Origin of the sequence: Rhodococcus sp. IEGM 1351, assembly GCF_030056875.1 — a bacterium.
In the GTDB taxonomy this organism is placed as follows: domain Bacteria; phylum Actinomycetota; class Actinomycetes; order Mycobacteriales; family Mycobacteriaceae; genus Rhodococcus_F; species Rhodococcus_F opacus.
Genome location: NZ_JASHKU010000021.1, coordinates 49,416 through 67,525, shown reverse-complemented (window position 1 = coordinate 67,525; position 18,110 = coordinate 49,416). Strand labels below are relative to the sequence as shown.

At 64.8% G+C, this 18,110-nt stretch carries 15 protein-coding genes; 2 read left to right on the top strand and 13 right to left on the bottom strand.

The window, feature by feature from the left end; genetic code table 11:
* Nucleotides 1–20 precede the first annotated feature (20 nt).
* From QM806_RS30110 to QM806_RS30070, 9 genes are all read right to left on the bottom strand, one after another.
* Nucleotides 21–881 carry an LLM class F420-dependent oxidoreductase gene (locus tag QM806_RS30110; protein ID WP_005565846.1) on the bottom strand — a complete coding sequence of 287 codons (861 nt, stop codon included), beginning with the start codon at nt 879–881 and terminating at the stop codon, nt 21–23.
* Nucleotides 882–928: 47 nt separating this feature from the next.
* Entirely contained in the window at nt 929–1,282 is a 354-nt protein-coding gene (locus QM806_RS30105; protein WP_005565844.1) for an EthD family reductase, read from the bottom strand.
* Nucleotides 1,283–1,328: 46 nt separating this feature from the next.
* Nucleotides 1,329–2,180, bottom strand: coding sequence for a mycofactocin-coupled SDR family oxidoreductase (locus tag QM806_RS30100; protein ID WP_005565841.1), 852 nt, complete (start codon nt 2,178–2,180; stop codon nt 1,329–1,331).
* Nucleotides 2,177–3,202, bottom strand: coding sequence for an ABC transporter permease (locus tag QM806_RS30095; protein ID WP_005565840.1), 1,026 nt, complete (start codon nt 3,200–3,202; stop codon nt 2,177–2,179). Before QM806_RS30095 ends, QM806_RS30100 begins: the two co-directional genes overlap by 4 nt.
* A 3-nt stretch (nt 3,203–3,205) precedes the next feature.
* A complete protein-coding gene (locus QM806_RS30090) occupies nt 3,206–5,746 on the bottom strand; it encodes an ATP-binding cassette domain-containing protein (protein WP_005565839.1) in 2,541 nt (846 codons plus the stop codon).
* 63 nt (nt 5,747–5,809) lie between these two features.
* On the bottom strand, nt 5,810–6,934 hold the full coding sequence (locus QM806_RS30085; protein WP_005565836.1) for a substrate-binding domain-containing protein: 1,125 nt from the start codon (nt 6,932–6,934) through the stop codon (nt 5,810–5,812).
* 393 nt (nt 6,935–7,327) lie between these two features.
* Entirely contained in the window at nt 7,328–8,164 is an 837-nt protein-coding gene (locus QM806_RS30080) for a fumarylacetoacetate hydrolase family protein (RefSeq protein WP_005565832.1), read from the bottom strand.
* Nucleotides 8,161–8,628 (bottom strand): MaoC family dehydratase, encoded by a 468-nt coding sequence (locus tag QM806_RS30075; protein ID WP_005565830.1) that lies wholly within the window; start codon nt 8,626–8,628, stop codon nt 8,161–8,163. Before QM806_RS30075 ends, QM806_RS30080 begins: the two co-directional genes overlap by 4 nt.
* Before the next feature lie 39 nt (nt 8,629–8,667).
* Nucleotides 8,668–9,558, bottom strand: coding sequence for an HpcH/HpaI aldolase/citrate lyase family protein (locus QM806_RS30070; RefSeq protein ID WP_043789338.1), 891 nt, complete (start codon nt 9,556–9,558; stop codon nt 8,668–8,670).
* Nucleotides 9,559–9,841: 283 nt separating this feature from the next.
* Here QM806_RS30070 and QM806_RS30065 point away from each other — a divergent pair, with 283 nt between their 5' ends.
* Both QM806_RS30065 and QM806_RS30060 read left to right on the top strand, forming a co-directional pair.
* Entirely contained in the window at nt 9,842–10,339 is a 498-nt protein-coding gene (locus QM806_RS30065) for a MaoC/PaaZ C-terminal domain-containing protein (RefSeq protein WP_052023967.1), read from the top strand.
* Between the two features lie 105 nt (nt 10,340–10,444).
* Nucleotides 10,445–10,891 (top strand): cupin domain-containing protein, encoded by a 447-nt coding sequence (locus tag QM806_RS30060; RefSeq protein ID WP_005565825.1) that lies wholly within the window; start codon nt 10,445–10,447, stop codon nt 10,889–10,891.
* Nucleotides 10,892–11,057: 166 nt separating this feature from the next.
* Here the strand turns inward: QM806_RS30060 and QM806_RS30055 are convergent, their stop codons facing one another.
* The 4 genes from QM806_RS30055 to QM806_RS30040 form a co-directional block, all read right to left on the bottom strand.
* The gene (locus QM806_RS30055; RefSeq protein ID WP_100229352.1) at nt 11,058–11,441 is read right to left on the bottom strand and encodes a helix-turn-helix transcriptional regulator; all 384 of its coding nucleotides are present in this window, start codon (nt 11,439–11,441) and stop codon (nt 11,058–11,060) included.
* Nucleotides 11,442–11,769: 328 nt separating this feature from the next.
* Nucleotides 11,770–12,843: an alkene reductase gene (locus QM806_RS30050; protein WP_005565823.1), complete on the bottom strand. Its 1,074-nt coding sequence runs from the start codon at nt 12,841–12,843 to the stop codon at nt 11,770–11,772.
* Between the two features lie 1,017 nt (nt 12,844–13,860).
* Nucleotides 13,861–17,361, bottom strand: coding sequence for a serine/threonine-protein kinase (locus QM806_RS30045; protein WP_283293817.1), 3,501 nt, complete (start codon nt 17,359–17,361; stop codon nt 13,861–13,863).
* 410 nt (nt 17,362–17,771) lie between these two features.
* Entirely contained in the window at nt 17,772–18,050 is a 279-nt protein-coding gene (locus tag QM806_RS30040; RefSeq protein ID WP_283293814.1) for a YciI family protein, read from the bottom strand.
* Nucleotides 18,051–18,110: the final 60 nt, after the last annotated feature.

The window sequence follows — 18,110 nt, the reverse complement described above, 5'->3', positions numbered from 1 at the left end:
TGATTTCTGGGAAATTTTGGTCAGGAGATCTGTGCGAGAACCTTGGAGATAGTCTCGAGGTTGCGCATGCCCTCGCCCGGGTTGTCTGCCGGGTCGACCCACAGCACCGCCCGTTCGATCCCCAATTCTCGATAGCTCTCGAGCAGTGCGGGATCCGGTGGCGCCGAGGCCACCGCGATGCCGACCGACTCGGGGTCGCGGCCGGACTCCTCCACGACTCTGCGAAACTCGGGCACCGTCTTCGACAGACTCGGATCTTCCGCGGAGGGCACGACGTACCAAGCGTCGGCCCACTCGGCGGCATGCCGCATCGTGGTGGGACCGGCGCCGCCGAGGTAGGTGCGCGGGCCGTTCGGCTGCGCGGGCTTCGGCCAGGCCCACGAGGGGGCGAGCGACGCACGGGGGCCGTCGAAGCTCGCCACCTCCTCGGTCCACAGTGCCTGCATGACTTTGAGTTTGTCCCGCACGGTGGAGTAGCGCTGCTTCCACACGACGCCGTGCGCTTCCGCTTCCTCGACGTTCCACCCCATTCCGACACCGCAGATGACGCGTCCGCCGGATAGGTGGTCGAGGGTGGCGATCTGCTTGGCCTTCGCGATCGGATCATGTTGGGCCAGAAGGCAGATACCGGTGCCGAGCATGATCGTCTGCGTATGTGCAGCGATCATCGACATCGTGACGATCTGGTCGTAGGTGCGTAGGTAGAACTCGGGTAGTCCGGGTCCCCCGTAGGGGATCGGGTAGTCGGTTTTCCGGGATACCGGAAAATGCGTGTGCTCGGGCACGAACAGGGACTCGAATCCGTACCCTTCCGCGGCCTGCCCGAACTCCACGGGGTCCGGACCCTGATCGGTGAAGAAATAAACTACGCCCACATCCATGACGGGATCCTTAACTCATTGTCATTCTTTGAGGTGACGCCGAGGGTTCAGGCGTCGTCGACCACGACGTGGTCCTCGAGGACCACTACGTAGTGCTTGCCGATGAAGTTCTCGACGTCCGCGAGGGCTGCCTGGCCGGCCTCGGACGCCCAACCGGCCTCCATCGCCTCGGCGCTCTCGTAATCGAGGACGGCGAGACCGTCGATGCCGAATCCGTTGTCGGGTTCGGTGGCACCTTCTTGCGGAACGACGTGCCGCTGCACGTAGCGGATCACACCGGGCACCTGCGCGGCGAGCGGGGCGTGCTTCTCACGCCAGTACTCGTCGAACTGGGCGAACGACATACCCGGCTTGCGTCCGATCAGTGCGATCGTGCGGACCGGTCCACCATTGACTGTCATTGATTTTCCTTCTCTGTTGGGGTCGGTTGAAGGGGAGTAGGGGTTGTCAGCCGGGGTACTTCGCGAGCATTCCGGCATCGACGGGCAGCGCGGTGCCGGTCACATAACGCGACTCGTCGCTGGCCAGCCACAGGACGGCCTCGGAGATGTCGGCAGAGTCCACCCATGGCACCGGCAGCAGGTTGATCCGCCCGAGAACGTCGATCCCGTCGTCGAGGGTCGGGTTCTCGAGGTCGGGCCGGAAGATCTTCGCCGCCGTCGGATTGTCGATCATGTCCGTGCGGACATTGGTCGGATGCACGGTATTCACCCGGATGCTGTGCGGAGCAACCTCGTTCGCGACCGAGCCGACCAGTCCGACCAGCGCGTGCTTGGCGGCGCTGTAGTGCGCCACGTGCGGCACTCCGCGAATGCCCGCGATGGAACTGATCGCGATGATCGACCCGCCTCGGCCGCCGGCGATGATGTGCGGCAGCGCCGCCTTCATCGTCTGCCAGACGCCTGTGAGGTTGATGTCGATCAGGGTGTCCCATTCGGCACGGGTCAGCTCCCAGGAGGGCTTGGCTGCTCCGAGTACGCCCGCGTTGGCGACGACGATGTCGAGTCGACCGAGTTCGGCGGCGGCCTCGGCGACCGCGGCGATGATCGACTCGTCACGGACGTCGGCTTCGATCATCACCACCCTGCGGCCCCGCTCCTCCACCAGGCGTGCGGTTTCCTTCAGGTCCGCGTGGTCAGGCATTGCGTAGCTCACCTGGTCGATCGGGCGTACCGAGTCGAGCAGGATGAGATCCGCGCCTTCGTCCGCGAGGGTGAGAGCGTGCGATCGACCTTGGCCGCGGGCGGCGCCGGTCACGAAGGCCACCTTCTCGTGCAGTCGCTGACCGATGTTCGTCATGCAGATTCCTTTCGGGGAGTCAGACGTTGGATGACGTGACGCAGGTCCAGTTGCTGTGCTCCCACCGCGACGGCGATGACCACTGCCTGGACGAGGAACTGTGTGGAAGAGGGCGCTCCGAGGGAGAGCACGAGCTGGGTCAGCTGGCTCAGAAACAGGGCCCCAACCGCCGTGCCGATGATGTTGCCGCGACCACCGGTCAGCGCGGTGCCGCCGACGACCACAGCTGCGATGGCCGGCAGGAGGTAGCTGGTGCCGGCATTGGTGTTCGGTGTGCTCACGTACCCGGCCAGCAGGACACCGGCGCCGCTGTAACACAGTGCCGCGGCGACGTATCCGCTGATCTTGACTCGGGAGGTGCGCACACCCGCGGCGCGGGCGGTCCGCTCGTTGGACCCGACGGCGACTACCCGGCGCCCCCAGGCGGTGCGCCCTGTCGCGAATACCGTCACGATCATCAGCAACACTGCAAGCCACACCGTGTTGGAAACACCGACCGTTTTTTCCAGAGCGAAGTCGGACACACTTTGCGGTGCGCGGGTCGGGGTTCCTCCGGAGTATGCGAGGGCGGCTCCCATCAGGACGGCGTTGACTGCCAAAGTGGCCACCAGCGGGGTCACCGAGAATGCCGAGACGACGATGCCGTTGACCAGTCCGACGACGACGGCGATGGCGGCGACGACCAGCAGAGCGGCGAGGATACTGCCGTGATCCTGGGCGTACTGGCTGCTGACCAGCGCGGCGAGGGTCATCATGCCGGGCAGCGACAGGTCGATGCCCTTGAGCATGACCACGATGGTCTGCCCGATCGCCGCGATCGCCAGGATTCCGGCGAAGGGCAGTAGCGAGTCGATAGCGCTGCCCGAGATGCTGCCGGGGGCGATCAGCCAGCTGAACAGGAACAGTGCCACAGTGATCGCGATGACCGAGCTGGTGCCGTTCCAGGTCGGGGTCCAACGGCGACCGCCGGTGGACTCGTTCCCGGACTTCTGGGGGAGTTGTTGTTCTTGTGTTGCGCTCACGGGTCAGCTCCGCTCTGCGAGGGTTCGGGACTTCGAGTAGAAGGCGGCCGCGGCGATGGTCAGACCGCCGAGAAGCCACTGCTGCCAATACAGCGGCAGCCCGATGAACTGGACGACCGTGTTGATCTGGATCACCAGCACTGCGCCGAGGCAGGCTCCGATGAACGAGCCGCGCCCGCCGAAGATGGAGGCGCCGCCGAGGACCGCGGCACCGATGCTGGCGAGGGTGTAGCTGTCACCGATACTGGCGTTGCCGGTACCGGCCTGCGCCATGAGCAGCACGGCTGCCGGGACGATCAGCACCGAGCAGCTCACGTAGGCGGCCAGAGTGATCCACTTGGTGCGGACTCCGATGCGGTCAGCCGTGGCGTGCTGGGATCCGGTGGCTCGCAGTCGGACACCGAACATGGTGCGGTACATGGCGACTTCGAGAAGCACCGCCACGACGATTGCCACAACCAGCATGATCGGTACGAATCCGAGCTTGGTCGATGCGTACGAGGTGAAGACTGGATCGATCTTGCCCGCGGGCAGCGGACGCAGGAGGTAGGCGATGCCCTGGATCGCGGTGTAGGTCACCAGTGTTGCGATCAACGGGTTGATCTTGACGACGACCGCCAGTGTCCAGTTCACCAGGCCGACAACCGCGGCGACGATCGCGAGGACGACCAGGCCGATGATCATGCCGATGGGTGTCTTGTACGCCGACAGCACGAATGAGCCGACAACGACGAGCAGACCGGCCAGTGGGCCCACCGACAGGTCGATGCCCCCGATCATCATCACCACCTGCTGTGCCATCGCGAAGAACGCGAGGGTGGCCAGCAGCGGCAGGATCAGACCAAAGTTGCGTGACGTGAGGTAGAACTCGCTCTGGAGGATCGCGACGATCGCCAGCAGCACGGTGGCGAGCGCGAGAATCGCGGCGGGCGTCAGGTCGCTGCGGGAGATCTTCCGGCCGAGCGTGACCTTCCGCAGTGCCGTACCGACCCGGCTACGACTACCGGTTGCGCTGAGCGCGGCCTGGGCGATGCCGTGCTCGGTCAGTTCGTCGCCGACGAGCTCCTTCGCGGCCTTCCCCCGGGAGAAGACGATGACCCGGTCACAGAGCTGCTCGAGTTCCGCCGCCGACGAGGAGAGCACGATGATCGCCGCCCCGCGCGCCGCCGCCTCTCGGAGGATGGTGTAGATCTCCTCCCGCGCACCGATGTCGACACCCTGGGTGGGCTCATCGGCGAGAATCACCGTGGACTCGGTCATCAGCACCCGGCTGAGCACGACCTTCTGCTGGTTTCCGCCCGAGAGGGTGGTGATGTCGACCTCGGGGGAGGGAGCCTTGACCCGCATCGACGCGAACGTCTCGGAAGTGGCCTTGCGCTCGCGCAGGCGTGAGAGGGCACCAAAGCGGGTGAACCGCCCCAGCGAGGCCAGCGAGGCGTTCTCCCGAAGGCTCAGTCCCGGCAGGATGCCCTCGTTGTGCCGGTCGTGGGGGAGATAGGCGATCCCACCGGCCAGTGCGGTGGTCGGGCTCGACGTCCTGACCGGGCGGCCGTCGATCTCGACGGTGCCGTGGTTGCTGACCAGACCGCCGAGCGCGCGGAGCACCTCACGTTGGCCTTGTCCCTCGACACCGGCGAACCCGACGATTTCGCCGGCGCGTACCTGCAGGTGAAGGTCGTCGAAACCCTCGCCGGAGAAGTCGGTGATCTGTAGCAAGGTGTCACCGAGCCGGCTCGAGCGGGTGTCGGCCCGCGTGTGACCGCGCGTGAGTTCCCGGCCGACGACGAGGTTGACCACGTCCTGCTCGGTGACGTCGGCGCCGGTGAACGTGCCGACCAGCGCGCCGTCGCGCAGCACCGATACGGTGTGGGCGATCTGCTTGACCTCGTTGAGGCGGTGCGAGATGTAGACGACGGCACCGCCGGCCGCGATCAGCTCCGACACCAGCCGGAACAACTCCGCGACTGCAGGCGGTAGGAGGTGCTCGGTGGGCTCGTCGAGAACGATGACCTTCGGCTCCTCGGCCAGAGCCTTGGCGATTTCGACGACGAACCGCGCGTCCGGCTGCAACTCGCGCACCGGAGTGCGTGGATCGATCGACGCCACGTTGCTCCACCGCGCGAGGATGCCTTCTGCCCAGCTGACCTGGTCCCCGACGGATGGGCGTAGTTCCTCGGGCATGCTCAGGCGCATGTTCTCGGCGACCGTCAGGTCCGGAAGGAGGGCTGGTTCCTGGTAGACGATGGCCAACCCCTGTTCGCGGCACCACGCCGGGGACGGGTCGGCGGCGGCGACGCCACCGATCTCCACCGTCCCCGAATCGGCGGTGATCGAACCGGCCGCAATGCCGACGAGCGTGGACTTGCCGGCGCCGTTCTGGCCGACCAGCGCATGAACCTCGCCGCGCCGGACCGTCAGCGAGACGTTCTTGATTGCGTGCACGCCCGGGTACTTCTTGTCCACCGCTTCGAGCCGGAGAACGACGTCCTGATCGGGCACTTCGTGAACGGGACTTTCCTGAACCTGTACGTCACTCACGTACATCACATCCTCGACAATGTCTTGCTGAGTCATAGTTGACCACTCCATATCCCTGGCGCCCAGCCGCTACTGGAAGACGGCCGAGAGCTGCTCGGGCGAGAGCGCCGAGGACAGGTCGGCGTCCGGCGGCAGATCCTCGCGGCAGGTCGGGAGCTTGCCGCCCAGGGTGTCGACGAACGTGGGCAGTTCGAAGTTCTCCGGCTCGTTGTCGGGCCGGCCGTTGAGTGCGGCGAGCGCCTTGCGGGCTGCGATGCGTACGACGGTCGTGGTGCCGTCGAGGGTCAACAACTGAAAGCCGGGGTTGGCCTCGTGGTGCTGCAGCCACATGCACCCGAGTTCGTTGTCGGTAGCGGAGGTGGCCAGCGGCGGGATCGGCCGACCGGCGTTGATGAAGGCGCGCAGTCCACCTTTCGATGCGACACCGTAATCCGATGCCAGGGCGTCGATCTCGGGGTACTTGGTCAATGCGCCGGCCATGGCGCGCTGTTCGTATGCCGCGTCCCAGCTCGAGGGCTGCGGCTCGTTGGTCAGCGGGGTGAAGGGATCACCGAGCTCCTTGGAGGTCTCGTTGATTCCGTCCCACAGGGCGACCGTCGAGGGGCTTCCGCCCGGTAGTCCACCGCTGAAGAGCAGTTTGCTGCCCGGCTGGACCTGGCCGCCCAGCCACTTGGCCATCGTGTCGCCCTCGACGTCGAAGTTGTACTGGACGTAGCCGTCGTAGTCGACACCGACCTCACCGCCGGGATCGGCGATGTAGGGGACGACGACCACGCCGGCGTCATGGGCGTTCTTCAGGGCGCTGAGGGCCTGGCTGCCGAAGTCGTCGTACGTGACGATCGCATCGAAACCCTGTGCGGTGTAAGAATTGATCGCGGTGATGTACTTCTGCAGATCGTTGTCGGCCTGGGTGTACTCGAGGGTCACGTTGGGGCAGGCGGAGAGTTCGTCGGTGAGTTCGGCCTGCGTGATCTTGCGCCACGAGTTGGCGCCGAATCCGGCGACGTGCGCGATCTTGAGTGGCTGGTCACCACAGAGCTGCTCGACCGGCAGGGCCTGGCCGCCGTCGCTCGTCGAACCTCCTGAGCTGCCACCCGATTCTGCCGGAGCACTGGCCGTGCATGCCGCGACGCTGAGGACTGCGCTGAGGGCAACTCCGGCAAGGGCTGCGCGACGACAAGACAGAGCGTTCATGGATTTTCCTTCTTCTGCCAGACACAGACGAACGTTTGCTCGTTTGTTTGTATTGTGGCGTAGAGCACAGCATCCGTCAACGGGTGATCTACGGCATGCCGCTACCTGGACGATTGGGTATTTCGCGGCCGTCGCACGCCGACAGGGCAGTGCCGCACGTGACGCGCCCTCATCGTCGACGCACCAACCCTGTTGCGTCGGTGGGTAACCGCACGTGTGCTCGCTGCCGTGGGGTTCGGTGTCGCGCGAACACTGGGGGTGGGAACCGAGGTGCGCGATCTGGGGCCGCAGGGCTCGAAGGACGCTCGCGAAGCAACGGCCACTAGCCCTTCCGGTCCGTGACGGACTGGAAGGGCTGGGCCGTGCCGTATTCGATTGTGGAGCGCGGAGGGGTCAGCCGACCGGGACCGGGGCGGCAACGCACACGGTGTTGCGCAGCGTGCCCAGGCCGGTGATCTCCGTGGTGAGTGTCTGGCCGTCAGACAGATGCGTTCCGGTCGGGTGGCCGACCCCGCCGGGAGTTCCGGTCAAGATCACGTCCCCGGCCTGCAGGGTGACGATGTGGGAGATGTACTCGATCAACCGGGCCGGGGTGAACACCAGGTCGCCGGTCAAGTCCGACTGGACGGTGGCACCGTCGACGAGAGTGTTCAGGGTGGCACCGAGCGAAAACTCGTCCGGGGTCACCAGCGTCGGACCGAGCGGGCACGTTCCCTCGAACGTCTTGCCCTGCAGCCACTGTTGAGTCCGATATTGGTAGTCGCGCATGGTGACATCGTTGGCGACCGCGAAGCCGGCGATGTACTCGCCGGCGTCGGCGGCCTGCACCGATCTCGCCTTCTTGCCGATGACGACGGCGAGCTCCCCTTCCCAGTCGACCTGCTGATCGGCGTAGGCCGGGACGTGGATGTCGTCGTAGGCGCCGATGAGCGCTTCGGGGAACTTGGCAAACAAGGTCGGGTAGCGGGGGAGTTCGCGTCCCATCTCCTCGATGTGGTTCGCATAGTTCAGGCCCACGCACACGATCTTCGTCGGGTGCGTGACCACGGGGGCGTACTCCACGGCACCGAGGTCGACAACCTGCCCGGAGGCCTCGGTGGCGATGCGGTGCCAGTGCGGGTCGCGTAGCAGATCCGAGAGGCTGGGATAGGGCTCGATCAGCACCGCGTTTCCGCCGTCGATCCGTGCGGCGGCGGTCGATCCCTCCACACGCAGCGTGGCCAGTTTCATGAGACGGCGACCTCGGCGGGCTTCTTGAGCATCAGACCGGATCGCTGGACGCGGCAGACCAGTTTGTCGTTCTGGTTGAAACCGCGGTGCTCGAAGCGCACGATGCCGGTATCCGGGCGGGACTTCGACTCGCGGCGCGACAGAATCTCGGTTTCCACGCGCAGGGTGTCGCCGATCAGTACCGGCGCGGGGAAGGCGATCTCCTCGAACCCGAGGTTGCCCAGCGTCGTTCCGAGAGTCGTTTCCTGCACCGGAATACCGACGACGACGCCGAGGGTGAAGACGCTGTTGACGATGCGCTCGCCGTACATGCTGTCCTTGGCGAACTCGGCATCGAGGTGCAGCGGCTGCACGTTCATCGTGAGCGTCGTGAACAGCAGGTTGTCCGTTTCGGTCACTGTACGGGTCACCGCGTGCTTGATGGTGAGCTCCGGCTCGAGTTCTTCGAAATACAATCCACTCATTTTAGGGTCCTCAAGGGTTCGGTCGGTCGGGTGATGGGGTCAGCGCGACTGGATGGTTTCGGCAAGGGCAACCACGCCGCGAGCGGTCTTGACGTGGGCGATGTCGACGTGTTCGCCCTCGAACAGTGCCGCCGCTTGCCCGTTCGCCTGGGCCTGTTCGAAGGCCTCGATCATGCGGCGAAAGCGGTCGACGATTTTCGGGTCCGGCGCATAGACGTCGTTGACCGTCTCGATGTGCGAGGGATGGATAAGCACCTGCCCGGTAAAGCCCAGTCGCCGGTTGCCTTCGGCGAACCGGCGCAGCCCGTCCAGGTCGGAGATCTCCTGCCACAGTCCCACGATCGGATGGGCCAACCCGGCGGCGCGGCAGGCGAGCACGGCCTTGCTGCGGTAATGCAGGGTTTCCAGGCCCTCGGCGGTCCACTCGAAACCGACCTCACGCGAGACATCGGCATCGCGAGCCGCCGCGACCATCAGCGATGCGACCCGAGGATGGGCCGCCGCGATCGACTCGCAGTTCACCAGCGACTTCGCGGTTTCGAGAGTGGGGATCACCTCGACGCTGCCACGGATCAGGGCGGCCTCGATCTCGAAGTGCTCGAGCAACGCGGCGAAGTCGAGGACCTCACGGGCTCCGTACACCTTCGGCAACAGCAACCCGTCGAGTCCCGCGCGCACCACGGCCGCGAGATCTCGGCCGAAATGGTCTGTGTCGAGTGGGTTCGGGCGCACCAGCACCGTCACATCCGGATGGTCACGGCGCAGGGCGTCGATCGTCTCGGCTGCCATTGCGCGGGCATCCGCCTTGCTCGGCTCGGGAACCGAGTCCTCGAGATCGAGGATCACGGCGTCGGCACCGGCGCGCACAGCTTTCTGTGCCCAGCCCTCACGATGAGCCGGCACGAACTGGAGAGAACGTAGGGGTCGCATTACTTCCTCACTCGATAGGGCACCGCCGGTGCGGCGACGACACAGGCTCCCCGCAAATTCCCGGGGGAGACTGACGGTCGCCGCCTCGGCCACTCGGCCGTATCCGAACCCGCCGCGGACGCGGCGCGATATTTCGTGGTGTGCGGCATTTCGTCACATCCAGACTTCGTGGTGCAAGGCTTTGACCAAATGATTGACCAGCGGGTTGGTGGCCCGTACTGTTAAACGAACAATCGCTCGTACGTTAACACGGCCGGCGGCGCCGGCGCTATGAGGAGTTTCGATGACAATCAACGACGTCAGTACTGCCACACGAGTGATCGGGCAGCCTGATCGCTGGTGGGAGGACCTCGACCTGGGGGACGTACTCCGGGGTCCCGGTATGACCGTCACCGATGCGCACCTGGTGCAGTGGGCCGGCCTGACCTGCGACATCGTCTCGCTGCACCTCGACGAGGAGTACGCCGCCGGCACCCAGTTCGGGCAGCGGATCGCGCACGGGCCGTTCACGCTCTCGCTCGCCCTGGGGCTGGCGACTCAGACCGGCTACTTCAACAACGTCGTCGCCTGGCTCGGCCTCGACGAGGTGCGCGCCTTGCGTCCCGTGCTCATCGGCGACACCCTGCATCCCGAAGCCGAGCTCATTGCCGCCCGCCCGACGAAGAAGCCCGACCAGGGCATCTGGTCCTTCGCCTACAGCGCTCTCAATCAGCGAGGCGAAGCCGTGATGACCTTCCGGAGCAGCTTCATGATCCGCCGGCGCCCCGAGCCGCTTCGCTGACGCGTGCAGTCGTCGGAGCGTGACCGTCGCGCACTCTTGTGCGATCGAGGGTGCGCTCGTACCCTCGCCTACAGGCGAACGTTTGTTCTTTGAAAGGAATCGAGCATGGCTGAGCACGACAAGCCGGTAGTAACTCGCAAGGGAGAGGAAGCGCAGAACACGGGCCAATCCGGTGGTGCCGTGCGTGTCTCCGGGGTCAGCGTCCAGCACACGCCGGCGACGAAGATCTGGTTCGGGAAGGTCTTCAACGAGCCCGGATATCGGTCACTGCCGCATCATCACGGTGAGGCCGAAACCGGCGGCTACGTTCTCACCGGCAAGGCGCGAATCTACTTCGGCGAGAACTTCAGCGAGTACATCGACATGTCCGAAGGGGACTTCGTCTTCGTCCCACCCTTCATGCCGCACGTCGAAGCCAACATGAGCACCACCGACGAACTCATCTGGCTCACCACCCGCACGCCCGAGAACATCGTCGTCAACCTGCCCGAGGTCGACGACACCACCCTCGCCGGATATGTCCGGGTCGGTACTCACGCCGAGGCGCACTGACTTTCCCGTCATCGCCTCATCCGCAGGCATCTTTCGCTGCGGCTCAATCTTTCCACCCACGGAAGTCCTCCGGTCGAATCACGGCTGGGGGGCTTCGGTGTGTCGGGAGGCGGAACGCATATCGGCCGTTCGGTGTGCCGAGACGGGGGCAACCTGGGGAGAAGTGTCAGCGCGCGGCGGTGCCGGTTGTCATCTTCCCGACCGCCGCAGTGCGATTGTTCACCGACATCTTGCGCAGGATATTGCTGACGTGAAACCGGACCGTGTTCCTCGAAATGTACAGGTCACGACCGATTTCGGCGTTCGACGCACCATCGGCGATCATGCCCAATATCTCGTGCTCGCGACCGGTCAACGGCTGGTCGTGATCCGAAGGGCATGCGGTATCCGCGCGGGCCGTGAGACCGGCGTGAACACACGGATTAGCGTGGACGTCGGAGAGGAGGACCCTCTCCAGCGCCGATGCGGCGCGAAGACGTGCCGCCCGGTCGGTCACGTGCTGAGAGCGAAGCACGTCGAGGATTCGGCCCAGCTCGGCGTACATCGTCATCGATTCCCCAACCTCCGGGTCCCACCGAGCCATGGACGTCCCGACGCGGATTTCGAGACCTGCTGAAACTCGGCCTGAAATGGTTGGCCGGCAGGGGATCTTTGCCAACCGCCAGGTAGGGTCATAGGCTAAAGCGAACAAACACTCGTAAGTGTAAGCGAGTGTCGGGCACCGTAGCAACTTCACTGAAAGAAGCGGTTCCGAGGACGGGTTCGAGCGCGACGCCGCCGAAGCAGTTGCGCCGATTTCACCACCTCAGTCGAGCTACTCGCCGAGACCCGGAATCCGGCCGGGCCGGAGGAACTCCGGCCCGGCCCGCCCAAGGGTGTCAGCCCACGGCGCTGTCCGACCACTCCGGGTAGTCGATGTAACCCTTGTCGCCGCCCGAGTAGAAGGTGTCGAGATCGGGCATGGTCAGTTCGAGACCATCGCGCAGGCGACGCACCAAGTCCGGATTGGAGATGAAGTACCGACCGAATGCGATCAGGTCGCCGCCGCGTGCCAACCATCGATCGGCATTCGCCTTGTCGACGAAGTCTGCACTTCCGACAATTGCCGGGTTCACGATCAGCGGGCCGGTCCAGATTTCCCGGATCCGGTCGTTGACGTCGTCCGATGCAGTCTCGAGGATGTGAAGGTACGCCAATCCCAGCGGATTCAGGGCGTTGAGAAGGGTTGTGTACAGGCCTTCGGGATCGCTTTCGTTCATGTCGTGGAACTTTCCGCCGGGCGAGAATCTGATCCCCACCCGGTCGGCGCCGATGGCGGTACTGACGGCGGTAGCGACCTCGACCGCGAAGCGTACCCGGTTCTCGTGCGACCCGCCGTACTGGTCGGTGCGCTGATTGCTGTTGTCGGACAGGAACTGCTGGATCAGGTAGCCGTTGGCGCCGTGGATCTCGACGCCGTCGAAGCCGGCAGCGATCGCGCGCTCGGCCGCCGCGACAAACACGTTGATCTGCTCTTGAATCTGCTCGACGGTCATCTCGACGGGAGTGACGAACGCGAGCCGACCACCGGAGTTGAAGATGGTGCCGTGGGCGGCGATGGGCGAGGCTCCGAGCGGCTGCATTCCGTTGATCTCCGGGTGCCCCACGCGGCCGCCGTGCATGAGCTGGGCGAAGATCCGGCCGCCGGCATCGTGAACAGACTGGGTGATCGGGCGCCAGGCCGCCTCCTGCTCATCGTTGTAGAGACCAGGAATGTTCGGCTCGGACTGTCCCTGCTTCGACGGCGAGATTCCCTCGCTCACAATGAGCCCCGCGCTGGCGCGTTGCGCGTAGTAGAGCGCGGCACTCTGGGATGGCAGTCCCGTCTCGGAGGCGCGAACCCGCGTCATGGGTGCCATGACGACTCGATTCGACAGCTCGAGTGGACCCAATTTGTATGTCTCGAACAACATGACCTGAGAACTCCTTAGGGTGGAAATGTTTGTCGGCCCGGTCACCGCCTGGCTTGCATCGGCACCAGTAGTGCCCTTTGCGTGGCTAGGTGTCGACCGCGTTATCGGTGTTTGTCTGGTGCGCGTGAAATTCGGGTGTGTAATCGTCGGTCGAGCCCCGGGAGCTCAGTCTCATCGACGCAGTAAGACGAATCGACAGATATCGTTAATGCTCAGGTGGGGTTGATGTCTCGACTGAACTCTTCTGGTGCCACCGCGTGTGATCGTCTCCGATCGAAGTCCCTCTCCCGTGCAACAAACGTACGGACGTTCGTAAGTATTAGCGGGAGAGTCCGATGTGTCAACCCTCACAGGGGGGCGCGCCGCCGGGTTCGTGTCACGGCCCGTGGCGATGTGGCGCGATCGGCGCCGACGGGTGCGCGTTCGGCGTCCGCAACTCTTGCGCCCACCTGAACTATGATCTACGTTTCATCCAACGAACGAGCGTTTGTAGGCTTTACTACGTTCGTCGTATCTACTTGGTCGTTCCCGACGCGCCGGTCGAATCGTCGGCCGCCCTTCTGGCTGCGCGACGTATCCGTAGCAAACACGGACGGCTCGCAGTAGATCCAGCCCAGCGCTCCCACCGGACCGGATAGGTATCGCCTAGGCGAGGAGGATCCGTGATCGTTTCAGAGTCAACAACTGCGGACACGCGAGAAGTGACGAGTCACCATGTTCCAGACCCTATCGACAAGCTGTGCGCCCTCGAGGAGATTCGCAGCTGAAGTCACGAGCCGGATACCGCCGCAACATCCAACATCACGATCCGCTCGAAGATCGACCCTTCGCGCACATCTCAGCGTCCGAGGCCACAGCCCGGTGGGACCGCCTCCCCATCCCATCGGCAGTGCCCCGTCCAGTTCCCAAACAGGAGTCAACATGTCACGGTGAGGGCTCGTGCCGTGATCAGCGATAACGCTTCCCTGCCGAAGCGTGCCTGGGTAGCGGCCAGAGCGCGTCGCTGGCGGTAACTCATCAGATCCTGTGCGGCGCCTCTGCAGTCACCAGGTCCGCGAGGAAAGTGGCAGGGACCGATGCCCAGTCTCTACGCCACCGCCCGGCGACCTGATCGTCCCGCAGCGCCGCGATGAGCGAGACGATGTGTGGTCCACCATCGGGAAGATGACGTACGAGGCCCAGCTCGGCGCATTGTGCTGCGATCGAGGTGAGCAGTTCCTTGGCTTCGTCGACGCGGCCCGAGGCGGACAAACAGGCCACGAGTAACCTTCTGGCCTGCATCAACAGCCTGTGTGCGCCGCGGCCTTCGAGTCGGTTCGTCCACTCCTGTGCCCATGTGCAGGCGAGGTCGGCCTGGTCCGGTGAATGCTCGTCGAGCAGCCGTCTGGTGGCTGTTGCCTCTTCGACCTGCGCCGTCAGTGCCTCGATTCCGTCCACCGGTCGTCGACGAGAGCAATATTCTGCGGGCGGCGAGACCGCGATATCGGAGCTCAGGGGAAGCCCCAGCCTGATCCGTTCATTCTCGACGTTTGCTCGCAATCGCGGAAGAGACAGTGTCACAGCGATCCTCGCCCCCTCATCGAGTCGCTGCGCTGCCGCTATTCGGTCGCCCCGCAGGGCCTTGATACGCGCCCCGAGGACATACCGAGGGATCTTGAACTCCACGAGACCGCCCTCGCCCCCAAGCTCATAGCCTTCGTCGAGCAACTGTTCGGCTTCGTCGATCTCGCCCTGTTCGTACAACAACGCGCCGAGGAGAGAATCGGCCAGGCGCGCGGCCTCCGAGTGCGTACCACCCATCTTCCTTGCCACACGGACGCCAGCCCGGAAGCTGCTTTCCGCCGCGGCGACATCGAGTTGCTCGTAGGCGGCGAGGCCGGCGAAACAGTGCCCGTGCATCACCAGGTACGGACCGTTGGTTCGCGCATGAAATGCGAAGGCCCATTCCTGCAATCGGCGTGCTTCGTCGAAATCGAACTGGTATGTCGCGCGGTAGGTTGCCATGTTCGCGGCGCTCGACACAACCCACGGCCGCAACGTGTCCAGCCGCGGCAGGCATGCCTGGACCAACTCGTCCGCGCCGTCGATTCGGTCCGCCCGGAACCGAATAACGCCCCGCATCACGGCGACCTCTACTCTCAGATCGGCGACCTCATCGGTGGAGGGAACACGATCGAGCGTTGATTCGACGAGGTCGAGTGCTCTCTGTGCAGGTTCGGCCCGGTGCAGCATGATATTGGCCCAGGCTACGGCGAGTTGCAACCACGGACGTGACTCCGTCAGCGCGGGAGGGAGTTTCGCGACCATCCCGAGGAGGGTCGTCATGTGCGAGTACTCGATCAGGTGCATCCCATCGCGCTCGACGAGCTCGACCGCCCGGACCTGATCCCCAGCCATGAGTGCGTGATCGACGGCCTCGCCGAGCAACTCGTGATCGGCGAACCAGGTCGATGCCGTGCGGTGAAGTTCGTCGATCCGCTCGGGTTGATCACGCTCGAGTCGTCGTTGCAGGAACTCGGCGAACACGTGGTTGTACCGGAACCACACTCCGTCCTCGTCCACCCGTCGCAGGAACAGATCCCGCTCCTCGATTATTTCGAGTAGCGCCTGCCCGCGTGACACGTGCGCCAGCGCGCCCGCAAGGCTCCCGCTGATCCGTTCGGTAACCGACGTCGCCAGCAGAAAATCGAGGATCTCCGGTTCCAACGTGTCGAGCACGTTCTCGGCGAGGAACTCGCCGATGGCGTGATGCCGACCCGATATGTGCCCGATCAGTTCGGTGGGGTCGTCGCGTCCGCGCAGTGACAGGTACGCCAATTGCAGCGCCGCCACCCACCCGTCGGTCGAGTCCCGCAGGTCCGCGATATCCTCTTGCTCCAGCTCCAGTCCGCCCAGGTCGACCAGGAAGGATCGTGTCTCATTCTCATCGAAACGTAAGGCTGTGTAGTCGATTTCGACGAGTTCATCACGCACGCGCATTCTACTCATCGGAAGGCCGGACCGGGTGCGGCTTGCCACGACGACCTGGAGGTGGTGGCAGCCGTTGTCGAGTAGGAATCCCATGGCTCCGCATGTCCCGGCGTCGGTGACCCGGTGCCAGTCGTCGATCACGATCGCCACCCGCTCACCGCGGGCGTGGATCTCGTTGATCAGTGAAGACAGGACGTACTGCTCGGCCTCGTCGCCGTGCTCGTCGAGCGCCTGCCCGAGGTCGCGCGCCAGGGTCGGGCGGACCCGTCTGATCGCCTCGACCAGATGCGAGAGAAACCACACCACGTTGTTGTCATCGTGATCGACCGTCAGCCATGCGACCGCCACACTCTCCTCTGTCAGCACTTCACCCCATTGGGCGGCGAGGGTGCTCTTGCCGAATCCGGCCGGCGCGTGAATGACCGTCAACCGGCGCCGCTGTCCAGCGCGTAGGGAGTCGATGAGTTGTCTACGCTCGACCAGTTGCCGGGTCGGCGTGGGCGGGCGGAATCGGGTGGAGGGGGCGGGCGGCGTCCCTGTCGTCGCTGCATCGTTCCGGCCGGCCGTCGTCATCGGGCCGGACCTGCCCGACGCAGTCCTGGTCGAGGCGCCGCGGCGATGTTCGTCCTGGGTCTGCGTTCCGAGGTCGGTGGGTAGGGCCATCTCGTCGGCGGGCAGGCCGTTGCGAAGTTGGGCTTCGCGCAGTTCCTCCCCGAACTCGGCGGCAGTCGACGCACGATCGTCTGGCTCCCGGGACATCGCCCTCTCGATCGCGGCACATACGTCGGCGGGTATGTCCTCCCCACGCAATTCCGGCACCGGGTGAGAGGTGATCCGCAGGAATTGGGCCATCACCTGCTCGCCGCTGCGTCGCTCGAACGCGGCATGCCCGGTGATCGCGCAAAACAGCGTCGCTCCGAGGCCGTACACGTCCGACGCCGGGGTGGGGGGCCGGCCCCCGAGCACCTCGGGTGCGGTGAACGCCGGTGAGCCGACCACCGCGCGCGTCGAGGTCTCGAAGCCACCCGCGATGCGTGCGATCCCGAAATCGGTCAACTGCGGTTCCCCGTAGTCCGTCAGCAGGATGTTCGCGGGCTTGACGTCCCGATGTACGGTGCCGATCCGGTGCGCGGTCTCGAGCGCGCCCGAGATCTTCACACCGAGTCGAACCGCCTCCCGCCACTCGATCGGGCCCGTGCGGTGGATCCGTGTCGCCAGCGAACCGTGCGGGTGGTAGTGCATCACAATGTACGGTTGCCCGCTGGTGGTGGCGCCGACCTGCAGAATGTTGGCGATGTTCGGGTGCCCGGACAGCCGGCCCATAGCCCGTTGCTCACGAATGAACCGCTCGAGGTTGTCCGGATCCAGATCGGCGGTGAGAACCTTCACTGCGACGGTGCGGTCGAGGGATGGCTGCAGGCAGCGGTAGACGACGCCGAAGCCACCCCGACCGACCTCCCGGGCATCGTCGAACCCCGCCGCGGCCAACTCCGTGGCGATATCCGGGGTCAGTTCACGCTGTGTCGCCGTTGGATCGTATTCGGCCACGGCCGACCTCGATCCCGTGCCTCGGTGTCCGCAATCGCGGTGTCATGCACATCACCTCTCCAGCGTTAATGCGAGCATAACCCCGATCCGAACTCTCGAATCGTCGGTGAATAGTTAATTCGAGCGGCTCACGCGGTTAGCCGGGGGCCCAGGTCGAGGTCGCTGGTCCGTCGAGGCAAGATCGAGTAGCGCTCGCACTGTTTCCCACGGCTGCGGTGCCGCCGCAACCCTCGGTGATGCCGACCAGGGCGGCTGAGCTATTCCCGACCGGACTATAAGAAATCGGGAGTCGTTGTGCCCACATCGATTTAGGTTTCCTTTGGCGGCTCGCGGGACTCGTGCAGACCTCCGCGCTGCTCGTGGGTGGTTGAGCAATACGATTCCGAATCCTGACCTGCTTCATCGTCGTTCTAGAGACGGCCCATCACCGGCGTCCACTCGACGATGCGATGGTCCGGTACCAGGCCGTGGATGACGAAGGGATCGTGCGTGAAGAGCTGTGCGACCGTGTCGGTCGTATCGGACTCGACGAGGATGAAGGCACCGCTGTCATCGGCGTACGGACCGCAGGCGATGACTGTCTGGCGGTCGACCAGTTCGGAGAGAAATGCTCGGTGTGCCGATCGGTACGTGTCACGGCCTGCGGCGGTGTGGGCTGAGTAGGTGTAGTCGACGACGAAGAGCGGCATGGTTTCTGATTCCTCGGGGTTGCCTCAGGGGGGGATGCAGCAGTCGAGCGGCACACTGCG